The organism is Bacillus cereus group sp. BfR-BA-01523, assembly GCF_022662615.1.
In the GTDB taxonomy this organism is placed as follows: Bacteria; Bacillota; Bacilli; order Bacillales; family Bacillaceae_G; genus Bacillus_A; species Bacillus_A mycoides.
In genome coordinates, this window is sequence record NZ_JAKUDX010000002.1 from 473,613 (window position 1) to 491,403 (window position 17,791).

Below are 17,791 nucleotides of genomic sequence, written 5' to 3' on the forward strand. Positions count from 1 at the left end.
CGTTTATGCAAAAGTTTGAACAGGCTGTTTCTTATATTGAAAACGGTGAAGCAGAAAAAGGATTACAATTATTAAAAGAACAACTACGAGTTGCTAATGATGAAGAGAAGTATGATATCGCTCGTTACTATCATACACTTGGGTTTATGGATGAGGCGTTAGCAATTACTGAAGACTTACGCTTGCTATATCCGGAAGAAAGTGAATTTACGGTATTTTTAGCAGAATTATATATTGATTTAGATAAAGAAGATGAAGCGATTGAAGTGCTTCATGATATTCCAGAAAACGATGATTTATATGTTCAATCGTTATTACTTGTAGCGGATTTATTCCAAATGCAAGGTTTTGATGATGTAGCAGAACAAAAACTATTAAAGGCGAAAGAAATGATGCCAGACGAGCCTGTTATTACGTTTGGGTTAGCAGAATTATATAGTAGTAAAGGTGAAGAGCAAAAGGCGATCACTTATTATGAATCGTTACTAGCAGAACATAAAGTTATGGGTGGTGTTGTCATTGCGCTTCGTCTAGCAGAAACTTTAAGTGCTATTGGAAACTGGGAAGAGGCAATCTCTTACTATGAAGCGGGGTTAGAAGAGCAAAAAGATATTCACTCATTATTTGGATATGCCTTCACATTATACCAAGGAGAAGAATATCAAAGAGCAATTGGTGCTTGGCAAGAATTAAAAGAATTAGATCCTGAATACGCATCGTTATACATGTATTTAGCGAAAAGCTATGAAAAAGAAGGCATGCTTCAAGAAAGCTATGAAACACTTCAAGAAGGAATTAAAGTAGATGAGCTGTCTGTTCCTTTCTATGTAGAATTAGCGAATATTGCGGCGAAATTAGGTAAAATAGCGGAGGCAGAAGAAGTGCTTCAAAAAGCACTGGAGCTAGATCCGGGACATTTAGGTGCGATATTAAAATATGCGTATATTTTAAAAGAACAAGAGAAATACGAAGAGCTAATTGCAGTTGTAGAGCGTGCAATTGACAGTGGAGAACCAGATACACAACTACTTTGGGATCTTGCATTTGCAAAAAAACAATTAGAAATGTATTCGGATGCATTAAAACACTATGAAAGTGCATATACTTCTTTTAAGAATCATCCAGATTTCTTGGAAGAGTACGGTTATTTCTTATTAGAAGAAGGAATGCGAAAAGAGGCGAAAGAAGTATTTACGCAGTTAATACAACTAGACCCGACACAAATTCATATTGAAGAATTGTTATATAATTTAGAGGATTTTTCATAAGTTGGAAGGAAACTGAATGCCGCTTCTTGAATCTAAAAAGAAAAGAGAAAGACAGAGGAGGGACTTAATCGCTATGAATACCCCTGTTTCTGTAAACGAGAAGAAGGATTTTGTAAAATGGTTTTTGAATAATTACCAACTGAAACAGCGTGAATGTGTATGGATTTTGAATTATTTAATGAGTCACGATCAATTAATGCATAAAGTCCACTTCGTAGAACATGCAAAATATTGTCCGCGTGGCTTAGTAATGTCAGCAAATTGTGTGAAAGACACACCGTTTCATTTTTTTAAACAAAATGTAATGACAACAGATGCAGAAAAATCGTTTCATGATATTCGTTTGAATCGAGATGAGGATATTTATATTCAGCTTAATTTTAAATCATCGTTCCAAAATGCAAACTATGTAGCTGTATTAGAAGAAAACCCATATTTGCCAAAGCATATTGAAGTGAATGAAAAAGATCGATTGCTTGCAGAACGATTTTTAGAAGAAAGTGTATTCTCATTTAGAAGAGAACGTCTTTTGAAACAAATTGATGAAGCTTTGGATAAGCAAGATAAGGAAGCATTTCATAGGTTAACAGCAGAGTTGAAAATTTTATAGAATTCATTTTGATTATGTAATTTTTACGAAATTCAGACTTTTTAAGAAAAACTACTTAATAATAGGTAGTTTTTCTTTTTTTACCTCTTTTAGTATGGTTTAATATATATAAAGTGAAAGTTCTGTTATTTCAAATGGAGGAGGGGAGAAAAGGTGAAATGGATTGTAAAAGATGTAGAACAGTTTGAGCAAGCGAGGGAGTATGTAGATACAGGGATTATACCCCTTTTGTCTATTTCGGCAGCAAAAGAGATGAAAATGGTTGTAGAGCAAGGTGAATTTATTGAGGCTTTGAGTATGGAGTTGGAAAGGGAGTATAAAGGAAGAGTGCTTTTACTGCCCGCATTTACGTATTTGGTAGAGAGCCAAAAGAATGAAAAAGACCGTTTGCAAGAATGGACAGATCATTTAAAAAGGCAAGGTTTTAAGCATATTGCCTATGTGACAAGTGACTTTTCATGGAAAGAAGATATGAGAGATGTGCAGGGTGATTTATTTTGGTTTCCATCGTTATCATTAGAGCAATTTAGTGACCAAGCGAAAAGGGAAGTTATTCGTGCACACATAAAAAATATTATGGAAATGTTGGAAGAAAGATGGATAAAATAATAATAAACAGAAAGTTCTTATTATTACGAGTAGTATGATATTGACCTATGCAAGAGGGTATTATATCATGATAGTGTCCTAGTTTTTATTTTTTATATAATTTTTTCACGAGGGGACAATTTCTGATAGAGGGGGGAAATTTTCGTGAGCGAGAAAGAACATCGTGTGTCAAGAAGACAGTTTTTAAATTACACACTTACAGGGGTAGGAGGCTTTATGGCGGCGGGTATTTTAATGCCGATGACGAGGTTTGCGCTTGATCCGGTGTTAAGAAAAGAAGTGGGAACAGATATGGTTGCTGTTGGACAAGTAAAGGATATTACAACAGAGCCGAAGCGCTTCGATTTTAAGGTGAAGCAGGTTGACGGATGGTACAAGTCTGAAGAGCCAAAATCTGCTTGGGTGCATAAAGATGAAAGCGGAGACATTGTTGCATTTTCTCCAGTGTGTAAACATTTAGGTTGCACAGTGAACTGGAATTCGGACAAAGCACATCCTAATCAATTCTTTTGCCCATGTCACGGGGGACGTTACACAAAAGATGGGATGAACATTAAAGGCACACCGCCTCTTGCTCCGCTTGATGTGTACGAGTCTAAAGTGAAAGATGGAACGCTGTATTTAGGAAAAGCGAAGCCAAGAGGGGGTGCAAAGTAGATGTTAAATAAAATTTATGATTGGGTGGACGAACGTTTAGATATTACACCGATATGGCGTGATATCGCTGATCATGAAGTACCTGAGCATGTTAACCCGGCACATCACTTTTCTGCATTCGTCTATTGCTTTGGAGGACTTACCTTTTTCGTTACAGTAATTCAAATTTTGTCCGGAATGTTTTTGACGATGTATTATGTGCCGGATATTAAAAATGCTTGGGAGTCGGTTTATTATTTACAAAATGAAGTAGCTTACGGGCAAATTGTTCGTGGTATGCATCACTGGGGCGCTAGTCTCGTAATTGTAATGATGTTTTTACATACACTTAGAGTTTTCTTCCAAGGTGCGTATAAAAAGCCTCGTGAGTTAAACTGGATTGTTGGTGTTCTTATTTTCTTTGTTATGTTAGGTCTTGGTTTTACCGGATATTTATTACCGTGGGATATGAAAGCGTTATTTGCTACGAAAGTAGGGATTCAAATTGCAGAGCAAACGCCGCTCATTGGTCCTTATATTAAAACATTACTCGCTGGTCATTCCGAAATCGTTGGCGCTCAAACATTAACTCGCTTCTTTGCTATTCACGTCTTCTTCTTACCAGCAGCACTTCTAGGTTTAATGGCCTTCCACTTCATCATGATTCGCAAACAAGGTATTTCCGGTCCGCTATAAGAGATTGCTAAATTAAAGGGGAAAGAACAAAAGGAGGGAGATTATGCATCGCGGCAAAGGGATGAAGTTTGTAGGAGATTCTCGGGTACCAGTAGCCCGGAAACCAAATATTCCAAAAGATTATTCTGAATATCCAGGGAAAACAGAAGCGTTTTGGCCGAATTTCTTGTTAAAAGAATGGATGGTTGGTGCAGTTTTTTTAGTCGGTTATTTATGTTTAACAGTGGCGCATCCGTCACCGCTTGAGAGAATGGCGGATCCTACAGATGCAGGATATATACCACTTCCAGATTGGTATTTCTTATTCTTGTATCAGTTATTAAAGTATTCGTATGCTTCAGGCTCATTTACTGTAATTGGTGCGTTTATTATGCCGGGGATTGCGTTTGGAGCGTTACTATTAGCTCCGTTTCTAGATCGAGGCCCAGAAAGAGCGCCATTGAAGCGTCCTGTAGCAACGGGGTTTATGCTTTTAGCAATTGCATCGATTATTTTTTTAACTTGGGAATCTGTAGCACACCACGATTGGGAAGCTGCAAAAAAACAAGGAGCAATTGTAAAAACAGCACCAGTTGATAAAAATGATGACGGCTACAAGTTGATGCAAAAAAATACTTGTTTAACATGTCATGGTGACAATTTACAGGGCGGAGCGGCAGCACCGGCTTTGCAAAACTTAACTTTAAAACCAGAAGAAATCGCTAAAATTGCGAAAGATGGAAAAGGTTCAATGCCTAAAGGTGTATTTAAAGGTACAGATGAGGAACTGAAAAAGCTTTCGGAATTCGTTGCAAAGTATAATAAAAAATAATAGAAAAGCTGACTACAAAATCTGTGGTCAGCTTTTTATTTTGCGTGCCTAGCTAAGCTGGGCACTGTTTGATGGTGAAAGGTTTAAATAGAATTCTACAAGGATTCAAAAATTATTATAGCCTATCTTCAATTGGACAGAAGTGGCTCGGTAAAATAAATTGGTACGTCTTAGAACGGCTTAACCTTTTCTGGAATAAGAAAAGAAACATGGTCGTATCAAGGACTTGATGTAGAAAATAACATACACACTCGTGAAAGTAGGAAGCTAGAACAAACTGAAAGCTAAAGAAGGAAGAGCATCGGAAAGCTGTATGAGGGAAAACCTCACGTACGGTTTGATGAGGGGAAGCTGAAACAGAAAAGGGATATAGCAAAGCCATCCCTAAAGAAAATTTAATCTGTTTCAGTTTTCTACTCTACGATGACGGAAAGTTTGCTATATAATAGAGTAGAGTTCGATGAAAGAATTACTTTGTTTGAAAGGTGTTGGACATACAGATTGGCTTACTTGTATGCAATGTTAAGGCAACGTTCGGTACTATTATTTTTATTGGTTGTTAACATATTAGGTACAATTTACGGATTCATATGGTATGGAAATCAATTAAAAGAAACCTCACCTATATTTTGGCCGTTTGTACCAGATAGCCCTATGGCGACTCTCTTTTTTGTCTTTGTTTTAATTGCTTTTTTGATGAAGAAGAACTGGGGGTTAATAGAAGCGCTAGCGATAGTTACTTTAATAAAATATGGTGTTTGGGCTGTTGTTGTAAATGCAATTATGATTTATGTAAAAGGCCCTATTGGCCTTATGGGATATATGTTAATGTTATCTCATTTTGCGATGGCAGTGCAGGGAATGTTATATGCTCCGTTTTATCGGATAAAAAAATGGCACTTCACTGTAGTTGGCATATGGACATTACATAATGATGCAATTGATTATTTATTTTGGCAAATGCCGAGATATGGGATTATGCATTTATTTGTAGAGAAAATTGGTTATTTTACGTTTTGGTTAAGTATTGCTGTACTGTGTATTACATATTATTATTGCTTACGTGAGAACCGAAAACAGTTTTCTTTATGATGGTGAGGACATTTAGGGGGAGAAAATGAAGAAAAATAAGAGCGGTATAAACATATTGGATCGATTGATCACTTTAGTAGTTTCCTATTGCATAGCATTTTCTGTTTTCGCTCTCGCGACAACGGTAGTTGTATATGGAAAATGGTTGTATTATTTTGAAATTGATTTTTTAAATATTCCAGATTTAGCGGATATGACGAAAGATGAAATTAAGAGAAACTATGATGTGCTTATTACATATTTATCGCCGTTTTATGAAGGTGCATTACAATTGCCGACATTAGATATGTCCACAAATGGACGCATTCATTTTGTAGATGTTAAAAATATTTTAGTAAAGATTCAATATATAATGTATGGAACGATTGTAATTGCTGTATTAGGAGGAGCGTATTTATTAAAAAAGAAAAAAGAAAAGTTTTTACTTCACGGAGCGATTCTTACAATTATTTTTCCAATAGCTCTTACGTTACCAATTGCTATTAATTTTGAAAAGAGTTTCGTATTATTTCATAAGCTTTTATTTAGCAATGATTATTGGATGTTTGATATTGAAACAGATCCGGTTATTTTAATGTTACCGGAAGAATTCTTTATGCATGCTGCATGTATTATTTTATTATTGATTTTAGGTGGTAGCATGCTTTGTTACGGTGTGTATAAATATTTAGTGAAAAAGAAAAGGGTTTCAAAGAAAAAATTCTCTGTTTAAAGAGAATTTTTTTGTTTTCATAGAGATAATATATTTTTTGGTTTTGTTCTGTTCTATTCTTGTCCAATTCCACATATTTTGTACTAGTAGTTATAGGGGGGACCGGGATGAAGAGAACATTAATTGGACTGATAGCATTTCTAATTATAATGTTTCCAGTACGTATATATGCTGAAGAGTGGAGTGAACTAACTGGATTGCTAGATGACTCTTTGCAGTTAGTGAAGAAAAAAGAAGATGAAAAGGCAATACAAGTACTGTACCATTTCTCAGAGCAATTTCTATCAAAGGAGAATGAAAATAATTCAAAAGTAACTCCGGGACAAATTAGAGTCGTTTCTTTAGCATACGATAAGGCGAAACAATCTCTCGCGGAAGATTCAGATAGGCAAGTTAAAGTGGATAATATGTTAGCGTTACAACTTGCTGTTGATGCACAAGTATCTAAATATCAGCCACTTTGGATGGAAAGAGAAAGAAAGATAATGAATGCTTTTTCTCAAGTAGAAAAGGCGATGGAAAAAGAAGATGATGGACAGTTCCAACAGACGCTAAATACATTTTTAAATGAATTTAATATTATTTATCCTAGTTTAATGATTGCTCTGCCAGAAAACGAAGCGCAGCGTGTAAATGCACATTTATCTTATTTGGATGAATTTCGTAACGTTATGTTAAAAACGAAAGGTGGACAAATGCAACTAGGGATTATTAAAGGTGATTTGCAAAAAATATTTCATACAGTAAAAAAAGATGAGATTGCTCCCTCTCTCATTTGGTTTATGACAATTACTGGAGGACTTATTTTGTTCACTTTAACGTATGTTGGATGGAGAAAGTATAAAGGGGAGAGAGAGAAGCGGAGAAGCAACTTGCATTCTAAAGATAGATAATACGCATAAATAAAGATACGGATTGTAAGGTTTATTTATTGACAACGGTGGAAGAAAAAAATAGAATGAGAAGTACTATAATTAAAACTTCAATGGAGGTTTATGATGTTTTATTTAATTTACTTCGCGATCATTTTGATCATACCGTTGTATGCACAGTCAAAAGTACGTAGTGCCTATAGCAAGTATTCACAAGTTTATTCAACATCAGGTATGACAGGAGCGGAAGTGGCTCGAAAAATTTTAGATGAAAATGGATTGTACAATGTAGCCGTAGAAGAAACGCCAGGTCATTTGTCAGATCATTATGACCCGCGTGTAAAGACGGTTAGATTATCGACAGATAACTATTATGGTCATTCAGTTGCTGGTACAGCTGTAGCAGCACATGAAGTAGGACACGCAATTCAAGATGCGAAAGATTATAACTTTATGCGTGTACGCCATTCGTTAGTGCCAGTTGCTAATTTTGGTTCAAACATGTCATGGGTTTTTGTCCTAATTGGTGTATTTGCACAAATGTCTGGTTTGTTGTTACTAGGAATTATTTTAATGGCAGCAGGTGTTATTTTCCAACTTGTTACATTACCAGTTGAGTTTGATGCATCAAAACGCGCAATGCAACAAATTGAAGCACTTGGTATCGTATCAACAGATGAGTACGGTCAAGCTCGTAAAGTATTAAATGCGGCAGCATTAACATATGTAGCAGCAGCTGCTGTAGCAGTATTTGAATTATTACGTCTCGTATTAATTTATACTGGTATGCAGCGTAGCGACGATTAAAGACTATCAATTTTGATAGTCTTTTTTTGTTTTGTGGATTGAATCTTATAATATGTTACAAATGGAAATAATAGAGAGAATATGGGGTATAGAACTAGTTAAAATAAAGATAAGTATGAAATGATGAAAGAAGGTGACGGACATAGAATATCCATATTATTTAGTTAAACAAGTGAAGGAGCGTAGTGCTACATACCAATTAGAAGGTTTTTTAAGTGGACAGGGCCCTAAAAACCCGAAATTAATGCTTGTTGGAGAAGCACCTGGTGAAACAGAAATTCATAATGGGATTCCATTTAGTGGGAGAGCGGGAAAACATTTAATGGAATTTTTAGAACGTATTCACGTTACAAGGGAAGAAGTATATATTACGAGTGCGGTCCGGAGTAGACCTTATAAATGGAGAGAGAAAAGGGAACGAAATGGCGAAATAATACAGAAGAAGTACAATAGAACACCGAATCAAGGTGAGATACTTGCCCATGCACCTTTGCTAGATTATGAACTGGAATTTATACAGCAGCCGGTTATTGTCACACTTGGTAATATTGCATTACAGCGTTTAGTTGGTAAAAATAATAAAATTACGGATGTTCATGGAGAATTGTTAAAGCAACCTGTGCAGCGATTGAAAGATAGCAGCAGTACAGAATTTATTTGGTCAGAAAAAGAATATCATATTTTTCCGACCTTTCATCCAGCTTCTATTTTCTATAATCGGAGTTTGTTGGAGCTTATTTATGAGGATTTGGAGAAACTTAAAAGATTTATAATAAAAAACTAGAAAAGCTACAGAGCTTTTCTAGCTGAATTTAATTATGTAACGGTTTTTTATTTTCATCTAATGTAAATCCTTCACCAACAACATCGTGTACATCACTTACAGCGACAAAGGCATGTGGATCTACTGAAATAATGATATTTTTTAATTTTACGATTTCATTTTTAGCAACAACACAATATAGTACATTACGTTCTATTTTTGTATAGGATCCAACTGCTTTTAAAAAGGTTGCTCCGCGCTCCATTTCGGATAAAATTTTTGAAGCAATTTCATCGTTTTTATCAGAAATAATAGTTGCTCCTTTTGCTGCATAAGCACCTTCTTGCATGAAATCAATAACCTTAGCCCCGATAAAAACAGCAACTAACGTATACATGCCCTCGCGATATGATAAATATGTAAGAATGGAGATAATGATAACGACCGCATCAAACATAAACATCGTTTTTCCCATACTCCAGCCAACATATTTGTGAGCTAGCCTTGCGATAATATCAACACCGCCAGTAGTCCCGCCGTATTTGAATATAATTCCAAGTCCTATGCCGATAAATGCCCCAGCGAATAAAGCAGCCAGTGTCATATCATTTTGCAAGTTTAAATGTAAGTTGAGAACCTCGTAGCGCTGAAACACCCAAAGGAATAAAGAGACGCTAAATGTACCGATTAATGTGTATAAAAATGTTGTTCGGCCGAGTAATTTCCAGCCAATGAAAAATAGAGGGACGTTTAAAATTAAGTTTGTATAGGAAGGATCAAGTGAAAATTTAAAATATAATAATAGCGTAATGCCGGTAAATCCACCCTCTGCAAGATGGTTTTCAATATTGATATTCACAATACCGAAAGAAAAAATAGCGGAACCGATTAAAATAAAAATGATATTTCGAATCTTCAAATTTGATTTCATTTAGAAATCCCCCTAATTATGTAATGATTGCATTGCTCCTCTTAAACGATAGAACATAGTAATAAGTTATTTCTAGTTGATAGTAAAAATAGAGAATGGTATAAGAGCTTAATTAGTTCAGCCTGATATTGTGCGGAAAAACTGCAAAAGAAAGTTTCGCTTTATCCCGTCCCAACGGCTGGTAGAGGGAAAAGCGAAGAAGAAAAGGTCGAACCAGCCGTAGGAACCCGATTGGTTCAGGCTGATTTTTTGCAAAAATCACGCAAAAGAAGTTTCACTTTATTATAGTCTATCCTAAAAAGAGTCGTAAATAGTGATATGAGGGAATAATATTTGTCAAATCGCGATGAATTGGCTAACATGAAAGAGGAAGGAATAAGAGGTGACTAGTATGGAAGCAAAAACGATGAAAGATATGCAGAAAGAAGTAGATGCATATATCGGTCAATTTAAAGAAGGTTATTTTAGTCCGCTTGCAATGATGGCTCGTTTAACTGAAGAAATGGGAGAGCTTGCAAGAGAGGTTAATCATTATTATGGTGAGAAACCAAAGAAAACGACTGAGAAAGAACGAAGTGTTGAGGAAGAGCTTGGAGATGTTTTATTTGTTATGATTTGTATGGCAAATAGTTTAAATATTGATTTAGAAACAGCGCATAACATTGTAATGAATAAATTTAATACACGTGATAAAGATCGTTGGACACGTATTGATGAGGGAGAGAAAGACGCATGAAAGAAATTAAAGTAATTATCGCTGGACCACGAGGACGCATGGGATATGAAGCAGTCCTTCTTATGGAAAGAACAGCGCATTTCAATTTAGTAGCAGCAATTGATTATAAGCATGGCGGAGAAAAAATTTCTGATTTACCGGGAATGCCAGCGCTAGATGCACCTATTTACGCGGATTTACATACTTGTTTAGATGAAGTAGAAGCAGATGTATTGTTAGATTTAACAACACCAGAAATTGGAAAGAAACATGTGACACTTGCAGTTGAACGTGGACTTCGATCAGTTATTGGTACAACTGGATTTACTGAAGAAGAACTAAAGCAATTAACAGAAAACGCAAAAGAAAAAGAAGTAGGAACAATTATCGCTCCAAATTTTGCGATTGGTGCAGTTCTTATGATGAAATTTTCACAAATGGCAGCGAAGTACTTCCAAGATGTTGAAGTAATTGAATTACACCATGATCAAAAATTAGACGCACCATCTGGTACAGCTGTAAAAACAGTAGAATTAATCCGTCAAAATCGTGTGCCAAAAGAGCAAGGGCATCCTAATGAAACGGAACAATTAGAAGGGGCACGTGGTGCAAATGTAGACGGTATTCACATTCATAGCGTACGTCTACCAGGGCTTATTGCACACCAAGAAGTAATGTTCGGCGGAGATGGACAAATGTTAACAGTTCGTCATGATTCATTCAACCGTGCATCATTTATGTCAGGTGTAAAACTATCAATTGAAACAGTAATGAACCTTGATCATCTTGTGTACGGTTTAGAAAATATTATCGACTAAAGGGGAGACAACGGATGAAAATTGCCTTAATCGCACATGACAAAAAGAAAGATGATATGGTTTCGTTCGCATACGCATATAAACCAATTTTTGAAAAACATGAACTTTTTGCAACAGGAACGACAGGACTTCGTATTATGGAGGCAACTGGTTTAGTTGTAACAAGATATCAATCCGGTCCTCTTGGTGGCGATCAAGAAATTGGTGCAATGATTGCAAAAAATGAGATGGATATGGTGATTTTTTTCCGGGATCCACTAACAGCCCAGCCGCATGAACCAGATGTTAATGCGTTACTTCGTTTATGTGATGTATACGCCATCCCATTAGCAACAAATATGGCAAGTGCTGAAATGCTAATGCATGCATTAGAGCGGGGAGATTTAGATTACCGAAAGTTAAGAAAATGAGGGGAACAATTATGAGTGGATTACATATATTAGCGTTTGGTGCTCATGCCGATGATGTTGAAATCGGCATGGCAGGTACCATTGCAAAGTATACGAAGCAAGGATATGAAGTAGGCATTTGCGATTTAACAGAAGCTGATCTTTCTTCAAATGGAACGGTAGAACTAAGAAAAGAAGAAGCAAAGGCTGCAGCTCGTATTATGGGAGTAAAAACGAGAATTAATTTAGCGATGCCAGACCGTGGTTTGTATATGAAAGAAGAATATATACGTGAAATTGTAAAGATTATTCGTACATATAAACCAACACTAATTTTCGCACCATACTACGAAGATCGTCATCCAGACCATGCTAATTGCGCGAAACTTGTGGAAGAAGCTATCTTTTCAGCGGGAATTCGTAAATATATGCCTGAACTTCCGCCGCACCGTGTAGAGTCTTTTTATAATTATATGATTAATGGTTTTCATAAACCGAATTTTTGTATAGATATTAGTGAATACCTTTCTAAAAAGGTGGAAGCGTTAGAAGCGTATGAAAGTCAGTTTTCAACAGGGAGTGATGGTGTTAAGACGCCATTAACCGAAGGATACGTTGAAACTGTAATCGCTCGGGAGAAGATGTTTGGGAAAGAAGTTGGAGTGCTGTATGCCGAAGGATTTATGAGTAAGAAACCGGTTTTATTACATGCTGATTTAATAGGGGGATGTAAATGAAATTGAAAATAGGTATTACATGTTATCCTTCTGTAGGTGGTTCTGGGGTTGTTGGGACAGAGTTAGGAAAGCAATTGGCGGAACGCGGGCATGAAATTCATTTTATTACATCGGGTGTACCATTTCGGTTGAATAAAGTGTACCCGAATATTTATTTTCACGAAGTAACAGTAAATCAATATTCTGTTTTTCAATATCCACCTTACGATTTAGCATTAGCGAGTAAAATGGCAGAGGTTGCTCAAAGAGAAAACCTTGATATTTTACATGTGCATTATGCAATCCCTCATGCTATTTGTGCATATTTAGCAAAACAAATGATTGGGGAGCGTATTAAAATTGTTACGACCTTACATGGAACGGATATTACTGTGTTAGGTTCCGACCCTTCGTTAAATAATTTAATTCGCTTTGGTATTGAACAATCTGATGTTGTTACAGCTGTGTCACATTCGTTAATTGAAGAAACAAATGAACTTGTAAAACCAGATAAAGAAATTGAGACGGTATACAATTTTGTAGATGAACGTGTTTATTTCAAACGTGATATGTCTCAATTAAAAAAAGAATATGGTATACGAGAAAATGAAAAAGTGTTGATTCATATTTCAAATTTCCGAAAGGTTAAGCGTGTACAGGATGTTGTGCAGTCATTTGCCAAAATTGTAAAGGAAGTAGATGCGAAATTGCTTCTTGTTGGTGATGGACCAGAGTTCTGTACTATTTTACAATTGGTGAAAAGTTTACATATTGAGGAACGTGTCTTATTCCTAGGAAAGCAAGATAATGTTGCAGAGCTTCTTGCGATGAGTGATTTAATGCTACTTTTATCAGAAAAGGAAAGTTTTGGTCTTGTTATATTAGAAGCGATGGCGTGTGGTGTGCCTAGTATCGGAACGAGGGTTGGGGGCATTCCAGAGGTCATTCAACATGGTGAAACAGGATATATATGTGAAGTTGGAGATACAGACGGAATAGCTAAGCAAGCAATTCAGCTACTAGAAAATGAAGAACTTCACCGTAATATGGGAGAGCGAGCGATGAAATCTGTATATGAGCAGTTTCGTTCGGAAAAAATCGTTTCACAGTATGAGGCGATTTATTATGACATACTAAGGGATGACAAGAATGGAAAGATTTAAAAAAGCTAGTTCAATTATTGAGATGTTAAAACAGCGCGGACATGAGGCTTACTTCGTTGGTGGAAGTGTACGCGATCTTATTATCGATAGACCGATTGGAGATATCGATATCGCAACATCTGCTTTACCAGAAGAAGTAATGGCTATTTTCCCAAGACATGTTCCGGTTGGTCTTGAGCATGGAACTGTAATTGTTGTAGAAAATGGTGAACCGTATGAGGTAACTACTTTTCGAACAGAAAGCGAATATGAAGATTTTCGAAGACCTAGTAGTGTTCAATTTGTCCGTTCATTAGAAGAGGATTTAAAACGACGTGATTTCACGATGAATGCAATTGCAATGACAGAGGAAGGCGAAATGGTTGATTTATTTGCTGGGAAAGAAGCGATTCGTCTGAAGGAAATTACAACGGTTGGAGATGCTGCAGACCGTTTTCAAGAAGATGCACTGCGAATGATGCGTGGTATTCGGTTCGTAAGTACGTTAGGTTTCTCTTTGGAAATAAAGACGAAACAAGCAATTGAAACGTATGGACATTTGCTCGAACATATAGCGATTGAAAGAATTACAGTTGAATTTGAAAAATTGTTGACCGGTGCATATTGTGTGAATGGTCTTCAAGAGTTAGTAGAAACGAAGCTATTTTCTCATCTGCCATATTTGCAAATGTCAGAAGAAAGACTCTTGAAAGCTACGCAGTATAAATGGGATTCTTTTGAAACAGACGTTGAGGCTTGGGCATTTTTCTTATATTGTATCGGAGAAGAGCATCCATCTGTCTTTTTGCGGCAATGGAAGTTCTCGAATAAAAAGATTAAAGATATCGTAGCGGTTATATTAGCAATTCGTTCTAGAAAGGAGAAGGAGTGGGATACAATCCTTCTTTATAAAACTGGGATTCGCATCGCTGAGATGGCGGAAAGAGTATATGAAGCGATAATAGAAAGTTATAATAGTGCGTCTGTTAAGCAAGTACAATCATTATTTCATGCATTGCCGATAAAAAATCGTCAAGAAATGAATGTGACTGGTAATGATTTATTAAGCTGGACAGATAAAAAGCCAGGTCCGTGGGTTGCCGAAATGCTTCAAAATATTGAAGAAGCAATCGTACAAGGAGATTTAGTTAATAAGAAAGAGGATATAAGGGAGTGGCTACAAAGATGCAATCTACTATAAGAAAGCAGTTATTACAAGTTTTTTCTGAAGCAGATGGTGCATTTGTATCTGGTCAAATACTTAGTGACAAACTTGGTTGTTCGAGAACCGCTGTATGGAAGCATATGGAGGACCTTCGTAATGAAGGGTATGAACTAGAAGCTGTACGCCGCTTAGGGTACCGAATTGCTAGTAAACCAGATAAAGTAACTGCGAATGAGATTCAATTAGGATTACAAACAGAGCGTATCGGTAGAACGGTTTATTTTGAAGAATCGGTTGAGTCTACTCAGCATATTGCAGCGAGACTTGCTTATGAAGGCGCAGAAGAGGGAACAATTGTCGTTGCTGAAGAACAAACAGCAGGTAGAGGACGTTTAAGTAGAAAATGGTATTCCCCAAAAGGAACAGGAATTTGGATGAGTATTATTTTGCGTCCCTCGATTCCAGTTCATCATGCACCACAGCTTACTTTATTAGCAGCTGTTAGCGTAGCGCAAGCAATTGAAAAATGTACCGGTGTAAACGTAGGGATTAAATGGCCGAATGATATTTTAATTCAAGGTAAAAAAGCTGTCGGTATATTAACGGAGATGCAAGCTGATCCAGATAAAATTAATGCTGTTATTATGGGAATTGGCATTAATGCAAATCAGAAACAAGAACATTTTGATGAGGAAATTCAGCAAATTGCAACTTCATTAGCAATTGAATCGGGTAAGCCGATTGTTCGTGCGGAACTTATGCAACAAATTTTCTTGCAACTAGAGAAATTGTATGAAGAGTATTTAAAAAATGGCTTCTCTGTTATTAAAATTCTTTGGGAAAGTTACGCAGTAAGTATCGGAAAAGAAATTACAGCTCGAACGATGAAGGAAACTATTAATGGGCTAGCAAAAGGAATTACGGAGGATGGTGTATTGTTACTTGAGGATCATCAAGGACAAGTGCACCACATTCATTCTGCTGATATAGAAATTAAGTAAAAGAAGTTCCTATTTTGGAGCTTCTTTTTGTCATTTAGATACTAATAAATTTCACATACCGTAATAGGGATAGAAAATTATTTTTTCGAAAAAATGTAGCAATTCCTTTTCAGAGTTTGCTATAATTAGTTCGAATATGGGCAGTATCAAAGCGAACTGCACCATTATTTTACGCAGTATGAAAAAATAATAATTTGGATTCTGCCTTGATCCAATAACGGACTGGGACAGAGGGATGAATAATGCCGACTAACACACAACCCTTCTGCCCTTTTATGGCCAGAGGGGTTTTTTATATGATTTCGGCCATCTCCTCTCTCCTGCATAAAGGAGGAGTAGTTTTTGAAAACAACAACAGATTTTTTGAAAATGAAAGAGCAAGGTGAGCCGATTACAATGCTAACGGCGTATGATTATCCATCTGCTAAATTAGCAGAAGAAGCTAAAGTCGATATGATTTTAGTGGGTGATTCTCTAGGAATGGTTGTACTTGGGTATGATTCAACAGTTCCAGTAACAGTAGAGGATATGATTCATCATACGAAAGCTGTACGCCGCGGAGCGAAAGAGACGTTTATTGTAACTGATATGCCATTTATGTCTTATCATGTCTCATTGCAAGATACGATGATTAATGCACGTCGCATTGTTCAAGAGAGCGGGGCACATGCATTAAAGGTAGAAGGTGCTGGAGAAGTTATATCAACTATTCACTACTTAACGAATGCGGGAATTCCCGTTGTGGCGCATTTAGGTTTAACTCCTCAATCTGTAGGAGTGCTAGGTGGGTATAAAGTACAAGGGAAAGATGCTGAAAGTGCAAAAAAATTAATAGAAGATGCAAAGAAATGTGAGGAAGCTGGTGCGATAGCACTTGTGCTAGAATGTGTGCCAATGCAATTAGCAGAACTTATTTCAGAGCAGTTAACAATTCCTACAATCGGAATTGGAGCAGGACAAAAAGTAGATGGGCAAGTTCTTGTATACCACGATCTTATCTCGTACGGCGTAAATCGTGTTCCCAAATTTGTGAAGCAATATACGTCTGTTCAAGATGAGATTGTGCGAGGGATTTCGCAATACGTTACTGAAGTAAAGACAGGGCAATTTCCTGAAGAAAAACATTCATTCACAATGAAAGAGGAAGAGTGCTTAGCGTTATACGGAGGAAAACAATAATGAAAATCATAACTACAGTGCAAGAGATGCAGCAAATTACAAACGAACTGCATGCAAGTGGAAAAAGTATCGGTTTTGTTCCAACGATGGGGTATTTACACGAAGGGCATGCTACGTTACTACGTAAGGCAAGGGAAGAAAATGAAATTGTAGTTTTAAGTGTATTTGTAAATCCACTACAATTTGGACCAAATGAAGATTTAGATCGATACCCACGTGATATTGATAGAGATGAAAATGTAGCAAAAGAAAATGGTGTTGATTATTTATTTTATCCGAGTGTAGAAGAGATGTATCCAGCAGAACAAACGACAACAGTAGAAGTTGTGAAGCGTACCGACGTATTATGTGGCAAACAAAGACCTGGTCATTTCGCTGGTGTTGCGACTGTACTAATGAAACTATTTAATATTACATTGCCAACGCGTGCTTATTTCGGTATGAAAGATGCACAGCAAGTAGCTGTAATTGAAGGATTCGTAACTGATTTTAATATTCCCGTTACGATCGTACCAGTTGATATTGTAAGGGAAGAAGATGGATTAGCGAAAAGTTCTCGTAATGTGTATTTATCACTAGAAGAACGTGAAGAGGCTCCTCATTTATACGGCAGTCTATGTATAGCGAAAGAACGAATTGAGGCAGGCGAACGTAATCCGGAAATCATTATGAATCTTGTGAAAGAGCATATTGAGAAGTATACGAAAGGCACTGTAGATTATGCTGATTTATATGCATATCCTTCTTTAAAAGCAATAAATAAAATTGAAGGAAGAATCATTTTAGCGATTGCAGTTAAGTTTGAAAATGTACGATTAATTGACAATATAACATTAATGGGGAAATAAGGGGGAGCATC

The 17,791-nt window shown here is 36.5% G+C and carries 21 protein-coding genes; 20 read left to right on the top strand and 1 reads right to left on the bottom strand.

Features of this window, described 5'->3' with window-relative positions; translation table 11 throughout:
- Positions 1–5 precede the first annotated feature (5 nt).
- The 11 genes from MR066_RS06870 to MR066_RS06925 all read left to right on the top strand — a co-directional run bounded on the left by MR066_RS06870 (position 6) and on the right by MR066_RS06925 (position 8,897).
- On the top strand, positions 6–1,268 hold the full coding sequence (locus MR066_RS06870; protein WP_002086616.1) for a tetratricopeptide repeat protein: 1,263 nt from the start codon (positions 6–8) through the stop codon (positions 1,266–1,268).
- Between the two features lie 73 nt (positions 1,269–1,341).
- Positions 1,342–1,878 carry a ReoY family proteolytic degradation factor gene (locus tag MR066_RS06875; RefSeq protein WP_002086615.1) on the top strand — a complete coding sequence of 179 codons (537 nt, stop codon included), beginning with the start codon at positions 1,342–1,344 and terminating at the stop codon, positions 1,876–1,878.
- A 153-nt stretch (positions 1,879–2,031) separates the two neighbouring features.
- Positions 2,032–2,487, top strand: a complete 456-nt coding sequence (locus tag MR066_RS06880; RefSeq protein WP_002030770.1) for a YpiF family protein — start codon at positions 2,032–2,034, stop codon at positions 2,485–2,487.
- A 144-nt stretch (positions 2,488–2,631) separates the two neighbouring features.
- A complete protein-coding gene (qcrA, locus tag MR066_RS06885; RefSeq protein ID WP_002030772.1) occupies positions 2,632–3,144 on the top strand; it encodes a menaquinol-cytochrome c reductase iron-sulfur subunit in 513 nt (170 codons plus the stop codon).
- Entirely contained in the window at positions 3,145–3,819 is a 675-nt protein-coding gene (gene qcrB, locus MR066_RS06890; RefSeq protein WP_000932700.1) for a menaquinol-cytochrome c reductase cytochrome b subunit, read from the top strand.
- A gap of 43 nt (positions 3,820–3,862) precedes the next feature.
- On the top strand, positions 3,863–4,630 hold the full coding sequence (gene qcrC, locus MR066_RS06895) for a menaquinol-cytochrome c reductase cytochrome b/c subunit (protein WP_002011836.1): 768 nt from the start codon (positions 3,863–3,865) through the stop codon (positions 4,628–4,630).
- A gap of 501 nt (positions 4,631–5,131) precedes the next feature.
- Positions 5,132–5,722 (top strand): lipoprotein heptaprenylglyceryl N-acetyltransferase LhaT, encoded by a 591-nt coding sequence (lhaT, locus tag MR066_RS06905; protein ID WP_002126441.1) that lies wholly within the window; start codon positions 5,132–5,134, stop codon positions 5,720–5,722.
- A 25-nt stretch (positions 5,723–5,747) separates the two neighbouring features.
- Entirely contained in the window at positions 5,748–6,434 is a 687-nt protein-coding gene (lit, locus tag MR066_RS06910; RefSeq protein ID WP_242246341.1) for a lipoprotein intramolecular transacylase Lit, read from the top strand.
- Positions 6,435–6,541: 107 nt separating this feature from the next.
- The gene (gene ypjB / locus MR066_RS06915) at positions 6,542–7,327 is read left to right on the top strand and encodes a sporulation protein YpjB (protein ID WP_002141040.1); all 786 of its coding nucleotides are present in this window, start codon (positions 6,542–6,544) and stop codon (positions 7,325–7,327) included.
- A gap of 105 nt (positions 7,328–7,432) precedes the next feature.
- Entirely contained in the window at positions 7,433–8,113 is a 681-nt protein-coding gene (locus MR066_RS06920) for a zinc metallopeptidase (RefSeq protein ID WP_002086606.1), read from the top strand.
- Between the two features lie 133 nt (positions 8,114–8,246).
- The gene (locus MR066_RS06925; protein ID WP_002011844.1) at positions 8,247–8,897 is read left to right on the top strand and encodes a uracil-DNA glycosylase; all 651 of its coding nucleotides are present in this window, start codon (positions 8,247–8,249) and stop codon (positions 8,895–8,897) included.
- Positions 8,898–8,925: 28 nt separating this feature from the next.
- Here MR066_RS06925 and MR066_RS06930 read toward each other — a convergent pair whose 3' ends face one another.
- A complete protein-coding gene (locus MR066_RS06930) occupies positions 8,926–9,807 on the bottom strand; it encodes a YitT family protein (protein ID WP_242246343.1) in 882 nt (293 codons plus the stop codon).
- Positions 9,808–10,198: 391 nt separating this feature from the next.
- Between MR066_RS06930 and MR066_RS06935 the strand changes: the two genes are divergently transcribed.
- The 9 genes from MR066_RS06935 to panC all read left to right on the top strand — a co-directional run bounded on the left by MR066_RS06935 (position 10,199) and on the right by panC (position 17,780).
- Positions 10,199–10,543, top strand: coding sequence for a nucleotide pyrophosphohydrolase (locus tag MR066_RS06935; protein ID WP_002011846.1), 345 nt, complete (start codon positions 10,199–10,201; stop codon positions 10,541–10,543).
- On the top strand, positions 10,540–11,340 hold the full coding sequence (dapB, locus tag MR066_RS06940) for a dihydrodipicolinate reductase (RefSeq protein WP_002126457.1): 801 nt from the start codon (positions 10,540–10,542) through the stop codon (positions 11,338–11,340). The genes MR066_RS06935 and dapB overlap by 4 nt, the downstream gene beginning before the upstream one ends.
- A 14-nt stretch (positions 11,341–11,354) precedes the next feature.
- Complete coding sequence (gene mgsA / locus MR066_RS06945) at positions 11,355–11,750, top strand: methylglyoxal synthase (protein WP_000684753.1); 396 nt, start codon at positions 11,355–11,357, stop codon at positions 11,748–11,750.
- A gap of 11 nt (positions 11,751–11,761) precedes the next feature.
- Positions 11,762–12,466: a bacillithiol biosynthesis deacetylase BshB1 gene (bshB1, locus tag MR066_RS06950; protein WP_002011848.1), complete on the top strand. Its 705-nt coding sequence runs from the start codon at positions 11,762–11,764 to the stop codon at positions 12,464–12,466.
- A complete protein-coding gene (gene bshA / locus MR066_RS06955; RefSeq protein WP_002086596.1) occupies positions 12,463–13,608 on the top strand; it encodes an N-acetyl-alpha-D-glucosaminyl L-malate synthase BshA in 1,146 nt (381 codons plus the stop codon). The genes bshB1 and bshA overlap by 4 nt, the downstream gene beginning before the upstream one ends.
- On the top strand, positions 13,595–14,788 hold the full coding sequence (locus MR066_RS06960) for a CCA tRNA nucleotidyltransferase (protein ID WP_242246352.1): 1,194 nt from the start codon (positions 13,595–13,597) through the stop codon (positions 14,786–14,788). The genes bshA and MR066_RS06960 overlap by 14 nt, the downstream gene beginning before the upstream one ends.
- On the top strand, positions 14,773–15,753 hold the full coding sequence (locus MR066_RS06965) for a biotin--[acetyl-CoA-carboxylase] ligase (RefSeq protein ID WP_002086594.1): 981 nt from the start codon (positions 14,773–14,775) through the stop codon (positions 15,751–15,753). The genes MR066_RS06960 and MR066_RS06965 overlap by 16 nt, the downstream gene beginning before the upstream one ends.
- Positions 15,754–16,095: 342 nt before the next feature.
- Positions 16,096–16,932, top strand: coding sequence for a 3-methyl-2-oxobutanoate hydroxymethyltransferase (gene panB, locus MR066_RS06970; protein WP_242246353.1), 837 nt, complete (start codon positions 16,096–16,098; stop codon positions 16,930–16,932).
- Positions 16,932–17,780 (top strand): pantoate--beta-alanine ligase, encoded by an 849-nt coding sequence (panC, locus tag MR066_RS06975; protein WP_002086591.1) that lies wholly within the window; start codon positions 16,932–16,934, stop codon positions 17,778–17,780. Before panB ends, panC begins: the two co-directional genes overlap by 1 nt.
- Positions 17,781–17,791: the final 11 nt, after the last annotated feature.

Excerpts from the sequence above, each read along its gene's own strand:
- ypjB (WP_002141040.1), top strand. The coding sequence starts at position 6,542 with ATGAAGAGAACATTAATTGGACTGATAGCATTTCTAATTATAATGTTT.
- qcrB (WP_000932700.1), top strand. The coding sequence starts at position 3,145 with ATGTTAAATAAAATTTATGATTGGGTGGACGAACGTTTAGATATTACA.
- bshA (WP_002086596.1), top strand. The coding sequence starts at position 12,463 with ATGAAATTGAAAATAGGTATTACATGTTATCCTTCTGTAGGTGGTTCT.
- dapB (WP_002126457.1), top strand. The coding sequence starts at position 10,540 with ATGAAAGAAATTAAAGTAATTATCGCTGGACCACGAGGACGCATGGGA.
- MR066_RS06875 (WP_002086615.1), top strand. The coding sequence starts at position 1,342 with ATGAATACCCCTGTTTCTGTAAACGAGAAGAAGGATTTTGTAAAATGG.
- panC (WP_002086591.1), top strand. The coding sequence starts at position 16,932 with ATGAAAATCATAACTACAGTGCAAGAGATGCAGCAAATTACAAACGAA.
- MR066_RS06935 (WP_002011846.1), top strand. The coding sequence starts at position 10,199 with ATGGAAGCAAAAACGATGAAAGATATGCAGAAAGAAGTAGATGCATAT.
- mgsA (WP_000684753.1), top strand. The coding sequence starts at position 11,355 with ATGAAAATTGCCTTAATCGCACATGACAAAAAGAAAGATGATATGGTT.
- qcrC (WP_002011836.1), top strand. The coding sequence starts at position 3,863 with ATGCATCGCGGCAAAGGGATGAAGTTTGTAGGAGATTCTCGGGTACCA.
- lit (WP_242246341.1), top strand. The coding sequence starts at position 5,748 with ATGAAGAAAAATAAGAGCGGTATAAACATATTGGATCGATTGATCACT.
- MR066_RS06965 (WP_002086594.1), top strand. The coding sequence starts at position 14,773 with ATGCAATCTACTATAAGAAAGCAGTTATTACAAGTTTTTTCTGAAGCA.
- bshB1 (WP_002011848.1), top strand. The coding sequence starts at position 11,762 with ATGAGTGGATTACATATATTAGCGTTTGGTGCTCATGCCGATGATGTT.
- MR066_RS06960 (WP_242246352.1), top strand. The coding sequence starts at position 13,595 with ATGGAAAGATTTAAAAAAGCTAGTTCAATTATTGAGATGTTAAAACAG.
- MR066_RS06930 (WP_242246343.1), bottom strand. The coding sequence starts at position 9,807 with ATGAAATCAAATTTGAAGATTCGAAATATCATTTTTATTTTAATCGGT.
- MR066_RS06920 (WP_002086606.1), top strand. The coding sequence starts at position 7,433 with ATGTTTTATTTAATTTACTTCGCGATCATTTTGATCATACCGTTGTAT.
- MR066_RS06870 (WP_002086616.1), top strand. The coding sequence starts at position 6 with ATGCAAAAGTTTGAACAGGCTGTTTCTTATATTGAAAACGGTGAAGCA.